Source organism: Saccharothrix xinjiangensis (assembly GCF_039527585.1).
GTDB lineage: Bacteria > Actinomycetota > Actinomycetes > Mycobacteriales > Pseudonocardiaceae > Actinosynnema > Actinosynnema xinjiangensis.
This window is the reverse complement of record NZ_BAAAKE010000037.1, coordinates 43,650-59,071: the sequence shown is the minus strand read 5'-3', so window position 1 is coordinate 59,071 and position 15,422 is coordinate 43,650. Positions and strand designations below refer to the sequence as shown.

The following is a 15,422-nucleotide window of genomic DNA, read 5'->3' as shown; positions in this document are numbered from 1 at the left end:
CACCGGGCGAACCCGATCCATCTCCTCCGGCCTCACCCGACCAGAAGATCACACCGCCCACACATCCCATCACTCGACCTAACAAAGTCCTACTAGGGGGCCGGCAAGGATTGCGTCGAGGCGGCCATTGCAGGGGCCTGTGGGTGCAGTTCGGGTTGCCCAGTGATCGATCGAGGTTGCGGCGCGGCCCGCGCGCAAGTTGATCATCTGTGGCCTGGTAAGGTCGTTGGCTAGCTTCATCGCATCGCTTGTTCGGTGTTCCAGTTCGGCCGCTGACCCTCCATGGGGCCCGGCCGAGCCAAGGCTCCACCCGTCACAGTTCGGCGGGTGTCCTGAAGGATCGGCGGATCGGCGGTGTGCGCCACACACCCTGGACGGCCACCCGGCCGGGAGGGACAGGTGGGGACACGCGCCGAGTCTGGCCTGGGTCCTCGCCCTACTGCTGACCACCGTGATCAGCAGGTCGAGAGCCCGAGGAGGACTCCTGTGACCGCTGTGTCCGCGTCGGCCAACGAGCCGACCCCTTTCGCTGAATCGGATGTTGTCGATCATCGGTTGATCGGTGCCCGGCTGCGCCCGCCAGCCTCGCAGGCGGTCATCGCCAAGAGTGTAGCCGCGGGGATGGCGGCCGGGCTGAGCGAGGAACTCGCCGAGACGCTGGCCGATGCCGCCGTCGATCAGCAGCAGCTGCGCAAGGCCCTGCGAGCTCCGAAGATCCAGCGTTTCGGCGCCGAGGAGTTCGCCTACGTCGAGTTCGACGTCCTCACCTGGCGGATCCTGCCGTCGCCGGACAACATTCGGTTCGAGGGCGAGCACGCCCGCGGCACGATCGGCATGCCCCGGTTCGGTGCGGTGGACGGGCAGCCGTTGCTGACGTTCGAGATGGACTCGGTCGGCAAGGTGATCGACGCGATGGCCCCGCGGATCACCGACATGCTGGAGAACAACCCGCACGTCCAGTCCATCCAGGACCGAGGCATCGAAACGCCGGGGTGGCTGAGCTTCCTGCGGCTGACCACCGATGTCGGGCCGGTCACCAGGCTGGAGTCCACCGATGGGTTCGGCCGCACGGTCGCCGCCCACCAGGGCCTCGGGATCACGTTCAAGGACGCGGCGTGGAACCTGCGTCCCGGCAGCCGCCGTGCGGCCATGCTGCACCGCAACCTGGTCGAGTGGGCCGACAGCGACGTCGTCACCGACGAGCAGGCCCGCAAGGTCCGCTGCTCGATCATGCCCAACGCCCGCGTGATCATCGCCTTCTCGGCGCCGCGCGAGTTCGACCGGTCTCGCCGCCGGTTCGTGGCGCACCTGCACATGGCGCCGCCGATGAACTTTACCATCGCGACCACGTTGAACGCCAAGGCCAACGCCGCGGTGGACAACCTCTACGAGCGCGGGCTGCTGCCGGTCCCGGACGGGATGACCCCCGGGGAGGTCCGCGACATCCTCGACGGCACCGAGCACGACCACGACCTCGACCCGGACGAGGTCGCCGTCCTGGCGTGCGGCGCGCTGAACCCCCACCCGAACAAGCGCCAGGCCCGCGCGGTCAACGAGGCGGTCGCCGACCTCACCGGCGCCAAGCCCAAACTTGAGGAACGCACCCAGTTGGCCGCCGAGGTCGCGCTGCGGCGTTTCCCTGCGGACAAGCGGCTCACGTCGTTGCGCTCGGCGCTTGAGCGGGCCTGGCGGTGGTCGGTGCTGCGCGGGGTCGAACTGACCCGCCGCGACCCCCGTGAGCTGCTGTCCGAGGCGATCCGGGAGCTCGTGCAGTACGGGGACGATGCCGGCCCCGCCACGGCCGAGCTCGCTACGCTGGCCAGCTACCACCTGGTCGGCGGGCGCACGCAGCTGCTGACCCGCTCGGAGTTCGGCGGTCGCGGCAGTAACACCGAGCCGCAGCAGATCATGAAACAGCTGGCCAAGACCGACACCGGCCTGCGCCAGCTCTGCCAGATCGTGCTGGACGGCCGCGCCGACCGCGACCCCCAGATGCTGCCGGACGGCGCGACCCCGAAGGACAGGCGCTTCCCCCAGGCCGAGATCCTGACCCCCGACCGGCTGCGCACGCTCGCGAAGTTGTCCGACGAGCAGGGCATCACCCACGACAGCCCCGAGGACCTCTTCGCCGCCGCGATCGATGCCTTCCAGAAACGCCTCGACGACCTGCTGATAGCCGCGCAGGAGGTGGGCGAGGTGATCGGCCACGACGGCGTGCCCCTGGTCGACACGCTGGGATTCGAGAACCCCAACGTGCGCAACACGCTCACGGACATCACCGACCTGGTCTCGGAGTGGCGCGGCGCGCGGCGCCGCGCCACCCGGATGCGTGCCGACCTCGACGACGGCGGTGACGCCCAGTGACCCGCTTCGCGTGCACGCTCACCCCGGAGAACTACGACACCGCCTGCGACCTCGCCGGGGCAGCGCTCCTGCGGCGAGTGCTGGCCGCCGCGACGCTCTTGCAGATCACCGAGGACAAGGTGTGGTCGGAGTTCTCGACCGCGGTCTACATCGCGGCCGACTTCGAGAACACCATCCGCTACGTCGGAAGCACCGTCCGCGCTGGAACGTCGCGGGTCGGTGACCGAGTTCAGGAGCACGTGGCCGCCGGGCGCGCCGCCCGCTGGACCCGCCTGATGGTGGTACCCCTGATCCGGGACACCGACGAGATCCTCGTCCGCCGGATCGAAGGACGCATCGGCGCCGTGCTACGCCCGCTCGACACCGTGCGCCTGCCAGCACTCGGCAGGCCCCGATACCTCGCGCGGCGGCGGTAGCAGTGGTAACCCCGCTCCTCGGCGGGGCCGTCAGATCGCGGTAGATCGGTCGCGATGGGGCAACGTGCTCCCCATCGCGACCGATCACCCGGTGTCGACGGGCGAGTGATCGCGATGACTGGGCAATCGATGAGCACCTCGACCAGGCCGATCTGTCTGTCGCTGAGGCCGGTGACTAGAGTTGCTAACAGAATCGTTGGACGTGTCGGTAGCAGATGATGCAGGTGGCGAGGCCGAGGAAGGCTTCGTGGATGTCGTCGCGGCGTTCCCACCGGATGCGTAGGCGTTTCATGCCGTGGTACCAGGCGATCGTGCGTTCCACGACCCAGCGGACCACGCCCAGGCCGGATCCGTGGGACTCGTCGCGGCGGGCGATCCGGGGCGTGATTCCCCTGGCGCGCAGGCGTCGGCGGTACTTGTCGTGGTCGTAGCCGCGGTCGGCGTAGACGGTCTTGGGACGTCGGCGGGGTCGACCCCGCCGACCGCGCACGTTCGGCACCGCGTCCAGCAGCGGCTCCAGGCCGATGACGTCGTTGCGGTTGCTGCCGGTGAGCAGTACCGCGAGCGGGATGCCGCCGCCCTCGGTCAGGACGTAGTGCTTGGAGCCCGGCCGGGCGCGGTCGACCGGACGCGGCCCGCTTTTGGGCCGCGTCGCGCCGCGCGGACGTGCGAGGTGTCGACCACCGTGTGCCGCTCGAAAGTCATCGCTGCTGGTCAAGCGACGTGTCTGTGCTCGTTGATGAGCCCGCCGAGAACGCGGGTGCGGAGCAGTCTGTAGGTGTCCAGGTTGCGTACCGCAGGAGGATTCTGTTGAGCCTCGGGCGGTAGCTGGCCTCGAGCCTGATGGGGGCGGTGTCGGTTGTAGTGTTCCTCGTAGATCTTGAGGACCTGACGTACATGGCTCTCACCCAGGATCAGGATGTGGTCGAGGACTTCACGCCGGATGGTGCCGATGACCCGTTCGCAGTAGGCGTTCATCCGAGGCGCCTGCGGCGCGCTCTTGATCACGTGAAGATCGTCGGCCTGGAAGACGCTGTCGAACGTCCGGCAGTACTTGGTGTCGCGGTCGCGGAGCAGGAAGTGCAGGGACTCCGTCCGGGGTCCGAGGTCGACGGTGAGGTTTCTGGCCTGCTGTACGGTCCATGCCTGTGTCGGATGGGCGGTGACGCCGGTGATGTGCAGGCGTCTGGTGCCGTGTTCGAGGAACGCCAAGGCGTAGAGGCGTGTGCCGAGCACGGTGTCGAGGTGGAGGAAGTCCGCCGCGATGATGCCCTGGGCCTGGGCGGTGAGGAACTGCCGCCAGGTCGGGCCACTGCGGCGTGGTGCCGGGTCGATGCCGGCGTCGTGCAGGATCCGCCAGACCGTCGAGTGGGCGATGTGGTGGCCGAGGCGGGCCAACTCGTCCTGGATCCGGCGGTGTCCCCATCGTGGATTCTCCCTGGCGAGCCGCAGTACGAGCGTGTTGATCGCCGTCCGGGTCGGTGGGCACCCGATGCGTCGCCGCGCGCTGTAGTCCTACTTGCGGGCCACGAGTCTGCGGTGCCAGGCGAGCAGGGTGCCCGGCGTGACCGGGAAGACTTCCCGCCACCGGCGACGATCGAGCAGCCTGGACAGGGCGGGAACCAGAACCGGTCCGCGGGCTCATAGCGGACCGGACCCACGAGCTGTCGGCGCAGGACCGCGTTCTCGTGCCGCAGCACGAGCAGTTCGGCATCCTTGGCCGTCTCACTGCGGAGAAGCACCGCCGGGACGGACAACAGCTTCCGGGTCACCTTGTACAGCAGGGACACGATCACCCGGCCATAGTCCCAACACCGTGACAGCCTCGCTCTACCAGCGACGATGACTTTTCGAGCGGCACAGGGTCTCCAGCAGCTGACCAAGCGGCTGCTGGAGTCCGCGTTGGAAGGTGAGATCACCGACCACCTGGGCTACGACAAGCACGACCCGGCCGGGCGGGGGACGCGCAACTCGTGCAACGGCACCCGCTCCAGGACCGTGCTCACCGATGTCGGGCCGGTGGAGATCGACGTGCCGCGCGACCGCAACGCCGAGTTCGAGCCGCGCATCGTGGCCAAGCGCCAGAAGCGCCTGACCGGCGTGGACGAGATGGTCGTCTCGCTGTCCGCCAAGGCCTGACCACGGGCGAGATCTCCGCGCACCTGGCCGAGGTCTACGGCGCCGACGTGTCGCGTCAGACGATCTCCACGATCACCGACAAGGTCGTGGAAAGCATGGTCGAGTGGCAGAACCAGCCTCTCGACCTGGTCTACCCGGTGGTGTTCATCGACGCCATCCACGTCAAGATTCGCGACGGCCAGGTCGCCAACCTGCCGGTCTACATGGCGATGGCCGTGACCTGCGAGGGCCACCGCGACATCGTCGGTCTGTGGGCCGGCGACGGCGGCGAGGGCGCAAAGTACTGGCTGCCCGTCCTGACGGAGCTGCGCAACCGCGGTGTCGCCGACGTGCTGATACTGGTCTGCGACGGGCTGACCGGTTGGCCCGACGCGGTCACCACGGTCTGGCCGCTCACCGGCCGCGGTGGCCGCGTTGATGTGGGACCACTTCTTGGCCCGGTCGACGAGGCGGATGTTGGATCGGGTGTCCGGTGGGCGGGGGCGGGTGTCTTGAGCCTGGTTGTGCGGGACCAAGACTGTGGGAAGGTGAAGCCCGCGTTCAAGGTGCTCGACGACGAGGGTGCCGCGCGGGTGCGTGCGTTGGGGCTGTCTTGGTCGGCGGCGGTGCGGCCAAGGATGAAGTGGCGGCGATCGGGCCGGGGCGCGGATGCTGATGGAGCGGCTGGCCGGGTGGCATGAGGAGTACCCGGACGTGCAGGTGCACCGCGTGGTGGTGCGGAACCGCCCGTCCGGGTTCTCCTGCGGTACGGCGCCGAGGCTCAGCTCCTGGTCGTGGGCATCCACGGTCGCGGCGAATACGCTGGCATGCTGCTCGGTTCGACCAGCCAGGCGCTCGTCTACAACGCACCGTACCCGCTGGCGATCATTCGTCCCGGCGCGACTGAGTAACGGCCGTACGGTTTGTGAAGGTGCCCACTGGAGAAATGGTCAAAAACTGGTCAGTTCGCGCCTGAGGGATGTCCAGTTAGCCGTGCTGGTGGCGCGCTCGCCATGGGCGAGTGATGCATAGTTGCAGCTCAGGCTCGCTCGGCCTCCTTGGGGTGGTCCACTCCAATTCTTCGATTTGACGGAACTGTGACCCGGTGGAGTATGTTTCGAGCTTCAATCCCGCGAATAGATGGAGCGTCCAAGTTTCATGCGGATCTGTCGCTTCTCGGTCAAGAATTTTCGGAACTTGGCCAACGTCGAGTTGGAGCTTTGCCCAGGCACCGTCATCGTGGGCGAGAACCGGGCGGGGAAGAGCAACCTGCTACACGCGTTGCGCCTGATCCTCGACGGCCGGATGTCCTTCGCGGACCGCCAGCTCACGGCGGAGGACTTCTGGGATGGACTGTCCACTGGCGAACCCGACTGGGACCCGATGGCGGAGGGCCACGTCATCGAGGCCTCGATCGACCTCGTCGACTTCCTCCACGACGCCGGTCTCACGGCCGCGCTCGGCGGTGCCCTGGTCGCCGAGGATCCGCCGCGAGCACGGCTAACCTACCGGTTCGGGCCCATCGACACCGGCACCGCCGACGGCAAGCCCCGCTACCGGGGCGCCGTCTACGGCGGAACCACCGACCAGAAGATCAGCTCGGAGATGCTGGCGAGCCTGCACCTGGTGTTCATGCACGCGCTCCGCGACGTCGAGGCCGACATTCGAAACTGGCGCAAGTCCCCGTTGCGCGGCCTGCTCGTTGCCGCCGCGGCGGCCGCTGCGGAGGGCGGCGACCTGACCGAGGTGAAAGCCGCCATGAAAGAGGCCAACGACAAGCTCAACGGTCTCGACGTGATCAAGCAACTCGGCACCAACATCGGCGGCAGGCTGGAGGAGATGGTCGGATCGGCGCAGGCGGTCGAGACGAAGCTCGCCGCCGCACCGGACGAGCCGGCTCGCCTCATCCGCGCGATGCGGCTGTTCGTGGACGGCGAGGCGAACCGCCCGCTCGGCAGCGCCAGCCTGGGCACCCTGAACGTGATCTACCTGGCGCTGCAGGAACTCGGCCTCGACGCCCGGATGATCAACGAGCCGGACATCGCACACGTCGTGATGGCGATCGAGGAACCGGAAGCCCACCTGCACCCGCACCTGCAGCGGCTGGTCTTTCGCAGGCTTCTCGCCGCGCGCGACTCGGCGTACACCGCCCTGGTGACCACCCAGTCCCCGCACATCGCCAGTGTGACCGACCCGCGTTGCCTGGTCGTCCTGCACAACGCGGAGGGCACGACCACCGCGTCGCAGGCCCGCGACGCCGATCTCACCCAGGCCGAGTGGGACGACATCGCGCGCTACCTCGACGCGACCCGCGCAGAGATCGTCTTCGCCAGGAAAGTCCTGCTGGTCGAGGGCTACGCGGAGGAGGTGCTGATGCCGAGGCTCGCCCAGTCGATGGGCATCGACCTCGACAAGGAGGGCATCTCGGTCTGCGCCGTGCACGGCACGCACTTCTCCTCCTACGTCCGGTTCTGCGACGCGCTCGGCCTTCCGTGGGCCGTGGTGACCGACGGGGACGTCGACAGCAAGGGCAACTCGGCCGGCGCGGCTCGGGCCACCGAGCTGCTCAGCCTGCTGAAGCTCGGGGGCACGCCGGCCGAGCACGGCATCTTCGTCGGCGATACCACGCTGGAATACGACCTGATCACCTCACGGCCGAAGGAGAACATCGTCCCGTCGTTCAAGGCGTTGAAGGAGCTCTGCGCGGCCCCGTCGGCGGCCGACGTGGACTCGTGGGGCGCCGCCGCGCCTGATCTGGCGGAATTCAAGAGGATCTTGAAGAACGCGGGCGGCAAGGGCAGGTACGCCCAGCGCCTCGCCCAGCTCGACATCGCGCCGTCCAGCCACGTCGAGGGCGCTCTGCGGTACCTGGTGGAACGTTGAGCAACCTCTCGGCGTCGATCGACGAGCTCAAGAACAACGGCTGCCAGTGGAAGGCGTTCACCACCGAAGGCCACTGCGTGGTGCTCGCCCCGCCGGGCAGTGGCAAGACGAAGCTGCTCACCACACGGATGGCCTACGACCTGGCGAACAAGATCAACCGGCCGCAGGGGGCAGCGTGCATCACGCTGACCAACGCCGCCGCCGACCAGTTGCGCCGCCGGATGGAGCGGCTGGGCACCGAGGACCGTCCTAACTTCTTCATCGGGACGGTGCACAGTTTTCTGCTTCGCCGGGTCGTAGCCCCGTTCGCGCACGCCGTTGGCCGTCCGGAACTTGCCTCGATCACGATCGCGAGCGAGGAAGAGAGCCAGAAGCTCCTACACGAGGCGATCTACGAGGCCTACCCGAGCGCTGACACCTGGAACGTCGCGACCACGATCAACTTCAACCGCACCCGCATGGCGAGCGCGGAGGACTGGGCGAAATCCGGCGAGGGCCTGATCGAGGCTGCCCGACACTACGAAGCGAAGCTTGAGGAACGGGGCCTGCACGACTTCAGCGGACTGGTCGAGATCGCCGTGCAGCTGGTCGAGAACCACCAGATCGTGCGCCAGGTGCTCAACGCCCAGTTCCCACACCTGTACGTCGACGAGTACCAAGATCTGTCGCCCGGCCTGGACCGAGTGGTCAAGGCCCTGTGCTTCGACTACCTCACCGGGTCCGAGCTGTTCGCGGTGGGCGACCCCGACCAAGCCTTATTCGGGTTCACCGGTACCCGGCCCGAACTGCTCGACGAACTGGCCGCGCGGACGGATCTCACCTCTGTCGAGCTGACCCGCAACTACCGGTCCCGGGACGAGATCATCAAGCGAGCCAACATGATGCGACCCGGTCGAGTTCCCATGGTCGGTGACAAGCCGGGCGGTTCGGTCGCAGGGATCTACTGCCCAGGTGGCTTGCCCGACCAGTACCAGCGCGTGGTCGACGTGATCGGGGAGGCTCACAGCGGCGGCGTGGCGCTGCACGAGATCGCGGTGCTGTGCCCGACGCGGGACCTCTGCCTAGAAGTGACCGACGCGTTGCGTAGAGCCGGCATCCCAGTGTTCTACCGCGACGTGAAGAAGGAATACCGGCCGAACTCGTTGACGAGGTTCATCGAGTCCGCCGCTACGTGGGCCGCCACGGGAAGGGAGACGAGCGGCTACCGGCTCGGGGACCTGTTGAAGCAGTGGCGGCACCTGCTCGGTCCGTCACGGACACCCCAATACGATCGCAAGCTCGTCAGCGTGCTTGTCGAATGGGGTGACCGGGCTGACGAAGCGGCCACTACCTTCCTCGACGAGCTTCGGCAGGCGGGCCTGGGCGATGTGCTCGGGCAGGTCGCGTTGGCAGCCGACGCACCGGAAGTCCGGAAGATGGAGGCGGTGATCCGCACCTGGTCGCTGCGCGAGCTGACCCAGCGGGCGTTGCGCCAGGATCGAGTGGAAGTCATCACCACGACGTCGAGCAAGGGCTTGGAGTTCGACGTGGTGCTGCTCGTCGGCGCGGACAACGGCCGCATGCCCAGCCACATGTCGAACACGCCGGAACGGCGGGCAGAGGACCGGCGTAAGTTCTACGTGTCCGTCACGCGGGCGCGCGATGACCTCCGCATCTTCTACTCGGGTTTCAGGTTGACCAGGTGGAGGCGCTGGGACGACGGCGTCAGCCCGTACGTCGGGGAGATCGAACTGCTCTGAACGTCCGTTAGCCGGCTACGTTCGGCGGGATGACCACGACCGGGCAATCGGCGCGAGCGCCCCGCGGGTGCCGATCCCAAGCGGTCCGGCGTGCCGGGTGGCATCGGCGAGCTTCTCGGCCGCGTTGCTCGCCACGACGGTCTCGGCGACGTCCGGCGCGTCGGGTATGGCCGCCCGCGCCTGCTGCACAGCGACGTGCAGCTCCTGGGCCGGGTCCCCGAGGCGCTTCACACCGTGAGGATTGAAGCCTGCAGCCCAACGGGTTGGCCAAGACGAACGCGGGCTCCTGCTGTTCGGCCCATCTCAGATGTGAGTTGACTTTATAGTTTCAGTGTTGACTGACTTACACCACTATCAGCAGGCACTGGAGCCGCGACCGTGAATGTGTGCTTGCCGAAATGTTGTCCGTGCAGGTCAGGAGGCGTAGTGGTACTCGTTGAGGATGCCGCCCAGTCGTTGCCGTCGGCGGATGTCGAGTCTGGTGACGGTCGCTTGATCGGCGGTCGGTTGTGGCAGTGGTTGTAGCGGTCGGGCGTTGGCGATGCCCTGGTGGGGTCGGTGGGTGTTGTAGAAGTGCTCGTATTCGCGCAGGGCATGGAGTAGGTGCTGTTGGTTCCGGATGAGGGTGCGGTCGAGGAGCTCGCGTCGGCAGCTGCGGATCCAGCGCTCCATGATCGCGTTCATGCGCGGGAGACGGACTCCGCTGAGGACGACCCGGAGGCCCGCGTCGGCGAGGACGGAGTCGAACAGGGTAGGGAACTTTCCGTCCCGGTCGCGGATCAGGAATCGTGCGGTGCTGCCCGCGTCCTCGAGATCCATGGCGAGGTTTCTGGCGGCTTGGGTGACCCCGGATGCAGTGGGGTGTGCGGTGGCGCCCAGGACCCTGGCTCGGCGGCTGGCGTGTTCGATGACCGGGAGCACGTACAGGCGGGTGCCTCTCAGGGTGGTGGTCTCGAAGAAGTCGCAGGCCAAGAGCGCGTCGGCCTGCGAGCGGAGAAAGGTCGACCAGGTCGTCGAGGTGCGCTCGGGAGCAGGGTCGATCCCGGCGTCCTGGAGGATCTGCCAGACGGTGGAGGCTGCGGCTTTGATGCCGAGTACGAGGAGTTCCCCGTGGATACGGCGGTAGCCCCAGGCGGGATTCTCGCGCGCCAGACGCAGCACCAGAAGTCGGATCGAGTGGATGGTGCGCGGTCGACCGGGCCGCTTCGGGCGGGACCTGGCGGCGTGGCGGCGCGCGAGGAGGTCTCGGTGCCACCGCAGCACTGTCTCCGGACGTAGCAGTAGCCGGAGTCGACGAAGCGTGGCGGCCGGGAGTCGGTGCAGCAGTGCCGCGAGGAACGCGCGGTCGCCGGGGGAGAACCGCGGACGGGCGTCACCGAGCTGCCGTTCCAGGACGGTGATCTGGTGCCGCAGCGCCAGGATCTCCGTGTCCTTGTCCCGGTCGCTCATGGGCAACAGGCGCAGCAGCACGAAGGCGTTGGTGACGCCGAGGTAGGCCAGTCGGAGCAGCACAGCCGGTCATCATGCCGCGTCACCCGACGAGCCCGTGGAACACGGGCATCTCTGCGGGCCATCCCGGGCCTGTGTCCTTATTATGCTTCTTACCTGCATGGATGAGGTTATCGGCAGGCACAGGGCCGGCTGCGGCGCTTGACCGGGCGCGCCACCTCGGCGTTCCGCTCGTCCGCCGCAGGCCGTGCTGGGTTCCTCGCCCGTCTCGACGACCCGGCCGCCGCGGTCGGGAAGAGTTTCGTCGGGGATGTGCGGGGTCGGCCGTGGTGGCGGGAGGTACAGGGTGTCGGCGCCCGCCGGCTGGGATGACGGGAGAGCGGTCATGATCACGACGGACATCGGGAACCCGGACCCGGGGCGGCTGTTCGGCCCGGTGGGTGGTACGAGCGTGACGCGGGTGGCGGGAGAGGTGGTGGCGCAGCGGGGCAGGACCTCGCGCGCCAGGGTCCGCGGCAGGACGATGGTGGAGCTGGCCGAGGTGCTGGGCACCACCGGCACGGGTGCCGAGATCACGGTCGCGGAGAACGACGGGTCGGGGTGGTCGATGACCGTGCGGCCGACCGCAGCCGGCGACGGCCCCGGCCGCGGTCATGTGGCCGGGGAGGACGCGAGCGCGTGAACCCGCCGCCCACCGCCGCCGGCCCGGACGACGGGCTGGCGGCAATCCTGACCGCGGTGCTGCCGCAGGTGCGGCGCTACGCGCGCGGTGCGCTGTCCAGTGAACCCGATCTGGTCGAGGAGTTCGTCCAGGACGCGATCGTGGACCTGATCGAGCACCACCCCGATGCCGCCGGCATGGAGCCCGACAAGGTCGTCGTCATGCTGCAGCGGTCGATCAAGTACGACGTGATGAACCATTGGAGCAAGCAGAACCGGCGCCTCACCAGCACGGTCGCGGTGGACGACGAGGTGCTGCTCACCCACGCCGACCCCGACAGCGGCAACGAGTTCCTGGCAGTGCTGGGCCGCGTCGACCACGAACGGCTGTTGGCCGAGCTGCCCCGGCTGCTCAGCGAGAAGCAGCGGCGGGTGATCGTCGCCGTCGACGTGCTGGGCCTGTCGCAGCCCCACGCCGCCCGGCAGCTGGGCATGAGCCTGAGCAGCCTAGAGAAGCTGCGCGCCAGGGCGTTGACGCGCCTGCGCGAGCACCTGGTCGCACCCGCCGACCGCACGCCGAGCACGAGTTGGGAGATCCCACGATGAACGGCACCCACCGACCCGACCACCAGCCCGACCCGCCGCTGGACATGGCCGCGATCCGCGCCCGGCTCGCCGCGCGCAGCCCTGAGGAGAGCGCCGCTCGCAAGACCGGCCTGGACGCCCTGCGCCTGGGCGAGGACGCGATGGTCCTTGGCGAGCAGCACCTGGCCGACGGCGACCTGGAGCGCGCCCGCGAGTTCTTCGCGATGGCCGCCCGCTACCGGGCGGCCGACGCCGAGGCGATGCTGCGGACCGCCGACGCGCTGCTGGAGGCCACGCGCGATCCGGGAATCACGGCCGCCATGGCGGGCACCGCGCTGGACGGCGAGCACGCCGACACGCGGACCAAGCGGGAACACACCGCCTACCGGGCGCTGGAGACCGCCGGGCTGCTGCGCGGCATCGAGGACCACGCCGCCCGGACCACCGCCGCACGAGACCGCATCCAGGCCGTGTTGACCCTCGCGCTCACTGCAGCGGCCGGGATCCTGTCCACCGCACGCACCAAGGCCGACGAAATCATCGCCGACGCCGAAAACCGCGCCGCTCACCTCGCCGTCGACGCCGAACAGGACGTCCACGACGATCGGCGCAGCTGGCTGCTCCTGCCGAATACGGACTTCTGCCCGGACCGCGATGGACTCGCCAGGGTGTGGAACATCCCGCACAGGGGCGATGACCTGCCGCTGTCACCAGCCTTGTCCGACCGGTGGACCGGGCGGCCGCACTACTTGCCTGCCGTGCTGCGTCAGGTAATCGACGCCGCCGAGGCGAGGGCCGCCACCGGTGGAAAGCTGCGACGGTCCTCGGTCACGTCGGTCACGTCGGCGTGCACCTACGGACGGGAGACGGTGTTCACCACCGTCACCGACGCCGATCGAGTTTTGGCGTGGCACCAGGCGACAAGGCTGCCGATGCTGTCCGAGCACCCTGCCGGGGACGATCACTGGAGGCTGATCCTGTCGTGCCCGACGGGCCGGCTGCGTAGCCGCGGCGCCGATCTCGCCGAGGTCCGCGCCGCCCTGGTCCGGTGCTTCGGCAACCCGGACGCGGAAGAGGTCGACCGGTCCGAGCTGAGGTTGCAGTGGGAGTTGGCGCACTGAGCCTTGCTCCTCGGGCGGGAAGTCGTCGGAGGGTGTCGACGACGAGGGTGTCGACGACACGCACGTCGGCACGGTGAGCAGCGGCGCGACACCCGGCGGGGTGGCCGGCACGGTGCACAGCATGGTGGTGCACGACGGCATCAACATCAGTCACAACGAGGACCGGGGGACGGGAGACGCCGGCACCGGGAAGACCGGGGACGAGGCAGCTTCCGGGTCTGGTCCGTATCCCCGCTCTGACGGCAGCCCGACCGGCGGGTTCGCGGCCATCCTCGGTGACCGGTTGAAGTTCCGGCACCTGATGGCGCTGCTGATCTTCACCGTCATCGTGCTGACGGTGTGCTTGCCGGGAATGTCGTCCGTGCGGGTCAGGCGGCGTGGTGATACTCGTTGAGGGTGCCGCCCAGTCGTTGCCGTCGGCGGATGTCGAGTCGGGTGACGGCTGCTTGACCGGTGGCCGGCTGAGGCAGCGGTTGTAGCGGTCTGGCGTTGGCGATGCCTTGATGGGGTCGGTAGGTGTTGTAGAACCGCTCGCGCTCGCGCACGGCGTGGCGTCAGGTGCCGTTGGTTCCGGATCAGCGTTCGGTCGAGCAGTTCCCTCCGGCAGGTGCGGATCCAGCGTTCCATGATCGCGTTCATTCGTGGAGTCCGGACACCGGTGAGACGACCTCGATGCCCGCGCGGCGAGGACGGCGTCGTACGGTGCTGGGTACTCGTGGTCGCGGATCAGGAATCGTGCGGTGCTTCCTGCGTCTCGGAGGTCCATGACGAGGTTTCTGGCGGCTTGGGCGACCCAAGTCACTTGATTCGCGCATGTGTTCGACGGCTGTTGCGGTCGACATAGGTCTGCAGTGGGAGGAAGATGGGAGGCGATTGGGAGGATTCAAGGAGAATGAACCGGAGTGGACTGCAATGAAGTGCGTTCAACTGCACCGTCGCCACCTGCTGATTTAGTGTTTCCGCAGGTCAGGCCATGATCTGGGCAATTCTAGGGGTTGGGTCTGCAACATATCGGTTGGTCAAGTGGTCGCGTCTTCGGGTTCGGCTGAAGGCGACTCGTGGTGTGCTGTATGACTGTATCGCTCTGGTTGGATGTTGTCGTTCGGGGTGCTTCCCGGGGGCTATCGGGGGTTCGCGGTGTGGCGTCGTGCGGCTGGCGGTGCCGATAGTCTCGGTTGCGGATGCCGCCCAGCTCCTCGGGCAGCGGCGTGGTGGTGGAGGCCATGATCGCGCCGGTGTCGTGGTGCGCCAGGCCCTTGAGGGTCAGGGCCGAGCGCGGCACCAGGTCCGGTTCGACGGTGGGCAGCTTCAGCGTGGCGGCCCAGTCCGACCAGTGCGCGCCGGCGCGGGCGCGCCGCTCCGGCTCGCCCAGGGTGGCCTGGAGACAGGTCGTCGGTGCCGCAGCGCAGCCCCTGGCGGGATCGGCGCGCCCTCGCGCGGCCGGACGACCGCGGTGGCGGTCTCCTGCTGGCCGTCGGAGGTGATCTGCCAGTCCACGCCGGGTGAGCGCAGCACCATCGGCTCCGAGGTGCCCACCACGCGCAGGCCCTCGCGCTTGCACAGCAACCGCACCAGCTCTCTCGTGGTCGCTCCGTACCCCTGCTCACGCCAGTGACCTGTGACGATGACTTTTCGAGCGGCACAGGATCAACGTCGTAGCGTAGGGCGGAGTCGGGCACAACAACGAGCTGATCCGCAAGTACTGGCCCACCCGGATCAACTCGGTGCACGGCGCGATGCCGGATGTAGACGTCGACGAGCCAGTCGGCTGAAGCCCCGATGGGCGCAGCCTTGCGTGCGCCCATCGGGGCTTCAGAGCGACACCGAAGCCGATCGTCGAGCCTTGCTCGCGTTGTCCCGCACGCCAGATTGGGACCCGACCTCGGACCGTTTGTCGTCTGGACCACAGATCAACAACCGGAGCACCCCGCTCACCGGGGTGGCGTACGTAGGTTTATGCACTCCAGGGCGCATAAACGATACCCAGTTGGGCCAACTTCCAAGCCAACTCCCCGACACGCCCCAACTACCGAAGGCGCAGGGACGTCACACTGGCTACGGGCGACAAACCCCCTGCTCAGAGCAGC

The 15,422-nt window shown here is 68.1% G+C and carries 12 protein-coding genes and 3 pseudogenes; 10 read left to right on the top strand and 5 right to left on the bottom strand.

The annotated features are described in order from the left end of the window. Positions 1 to 486 precede the first annotated feature (486 nt). Positions 487 to 2,364: a hypothetical protein gene (locus ABD223_RS39815; RefSeq protein ID WP_344042833.1), complete on the top strand. Its 1,878-nt coding sequence runs from the start codon at positions 487 to 489 to the stop codon at positions 2,362 to 2,364. Continuing rightward, positions 2,361 to 2,780 carry a hypothetical protein gene (locus ABD223_RS39810; RefSeq protein ID WP_344042831.1) on the top strand — a complete coding sequence of 140 codons (420 nt, stop codon included), beginning with the start codon at positions 2,361 to 2,363 and terminating at the stop codon, positions 2,778 to 2,780. The genes ABD223_RS39815 and ABD223_RS39810 overlap by 4 nt, the downstream gene beginning before the upstream one ends. A gap of 184 nt (positions 2,781 to 2,964) precedes the next feature. Here the strand turns inward: ABD223_RS39810 and ABD223_RS39805 are convergent. Together ABD223_RS39805 and ABD223_RS39800 are read right to left on the bottom strand one after the other, a co-directional pair. Further along, positions 2,965 to 3,461: pseudogene (locus ABD223_RS39805) on the bottom strand (IS5 family transposase); the annotation flags it as partial. Between the two features lie 33 nt (positions 3,462 to 3,494). Then, positions 3,495 to 4,178 (bottom strand): integrase core domain-containing protein, encoded by a 684-nt coding sequence (locus tag ABD223_RS39800; protein ID WP_344042829.1) that lies wholly within the window; start codon positions 4,176 to 4,178, stop codon positions 3,495 to 3,497. Positions 4,179 to 4,646: 468 nt separating this feature from the next. Here ABD223_RS39800 and ABD223_RS39795 point away from each other — a divergent pair. The 4 genes and pseudogenes from ABD223_RS39795 to ABD223_RS39780 all read left to right on the top strand — a co-directional run. Then, positions 4,647 to 5,314, top strand: a pseudogene (locus ABD223_RS39795) (IS256 family transposase); the annotation flags it as partial. A gap of 378 nt (positions 5,315 to 5,692) precedes the next feature. Then, positions 5,693 to 5,809: a universal stress protein gene (locus ABD223_RS39790; RefSeq protein ID WP_344042827.1), complete on the top strand. Its 117-nt coding sequence runs from the start codon at positions 5,693 to 5,695 to the stop codon at positions 5,807 to 5,809. Between the two features lie 229 nt (positions 5,810 to 6,038). Continuing rightward, the gene (locus ABD223_RS39785; RefSeq protein WP_344042825.1) at positions 6,039 to 7,781 is read left to right on the top strand and encodes an ATP-dependent nuclease; all 1,743 of its coding nucleotides are present in this window, start codon (positions 6,039 to 6,041) and stop codon (positions 7,779 to 7,781) included. Next, positions 7,778 to 9,520, top strand: a complete 1,743-nt coding sequence (locus ABD223_RS39780; protein ID WP_344042823.1) for an ATP-dependent helicase — start codon at positions 7,778 to 7,780, stop codon at positions 9,518 to 9,520. The genes ABD223_RS39785 and ABD223_RS39780 overlap by 4 nt, the downstream gene beginning before the upstream one ends. Positions 9,521 to 9,535: 15 nt before the next feature. On the opposite strand, the gene ABD223_RS39775 is transcribed toward ABD223_RS39780, so the two are convergent. Continuing rightward, positions 9,536 to 9,751, bottom strand: coding sequence for a hypothetical protein (locus ABD223_RS39775; protein WP_344042821.1), 216 nt, complete (start codon positions 9,749 to 9,751; stop codon positions 9,536 to 9,538). Between the two features lie 183 nt (positions 9,752 to 9,934). Continuing rightward, positions 9,935 to 11,032, bottom strand: a complete 1,098-nt coding sequence (locus tag ABD223_RS39770) for an integrase core domain-containing protein (protein ID WP_344042819.1) — start codon at positions 11,030 to 11,032, stop codon at positions 9,935 to 9,937. Positions 11,033 to 11,354: 322 nt separating this feature from the next. Between ABD223_RS39770 and ABD223_RS39765 the strand changes: the two genes are divergently transcribed. The 4 genes from ABD223_RS39765 (at position 11,355) to ABD223_RS39750 (ending at position 13,729) form a co-directional block, all read left to right on the top strand. Beyond that, the gene (locus ABD223_RS39765; RefSeq protein WP_344042817.1) at positions 11,355 to 11,651 is read left to right on the top strand and encodes a hypothetical protein; all 297 of its coding nucleotides are present in this window, start codon (positions 11,355 to 11,357) and stop codon (positions 11,649 to 11,651) included. Next, positions 11,648 to 12,235 (top strand): RNA polymerase sigma factor, encoded by a 588-nt coding sequence (locus tag ABD223_RS39760; protein WP_344042816.1) that lies wholly within the window; start codon positions 11,648 to 11,650, stop codon positions 12,233 to 12,235. Before ABD223_RS39765 ends, ABD223_RS39760 begins: the two co-directional genes overlap by 4 nt. Then, a complete protein-coding gene (locus ABD223_RS39755) occupies positions 12,232 to 13,335 on the top strand; it encodes a hypothetical protein (RefSeq protein WP_344042815.1) in 1,104 nt (367 codons plus the stop codon). The genes ABD223_RS39760 and ABD223_RS39755 overlap by 4 nt, the downstream gene beginning before the upstream one ends. 121 nt (positions 13,336 to 13,456) lie before the next feature. Then, positions 13,457 to 13,729 (top strand): hypothetical protein, encoded by a 273-nt coding sequence (locus ABD223_RS39750; protein ID WP_344042813.1) that lies wholly within the window; start codon positions 13,457 to 13,459, stop codon positions 13,727 to 13,729. Between the two features lie 765 nt (positions 13,730 to 14,494). Here ABD223_RS39750 and ABD223_RS39745 read toward each other — a convergent pair. Then, positions 14,495 to 14,907: pseudogene (locus ABD223_RS39745) on the bottom strand (trehalase-like domain-containing protein); the annotation flags it as partial. Between the last annotated feature and the right edge of the window lie 515 nt (positions 14,908 to 15,422).

What these genes read in the sequence shown, in the direction of transcription:
- ABD223_RS39765 (WP_344042817.1), top strand. Translation starts at nt 11,355, where the DNA reads ATGATCACGACGGACATCGGGAACCCGGACCCGGGGCGGCTGTTCGGC.
- ABD223_RS39750 (WP_344042813.1), top strand. Translation starts at nt 13,457, where the DNA reads ATGGTGGTGCACGACGGCATCAACATCAGTCACAACGAGGACCGGGGG.
- ABD223_RS39785 (WP_344042825.1), top strand. Translation starts at nt 6,039, where the DNA reads ATGGAGCGTCCAAGTTTCATGCGGATCTGTCGCTTCTCGGTCAAGAAT.
- ABD223_RS39755 (WP_344042815.1), top strand. Translation starts at nt 12,232, where the DNA reads ATGAACGGCACCCACCGACCCGACCACCAGCCCGACCCGCCGCTGGAC.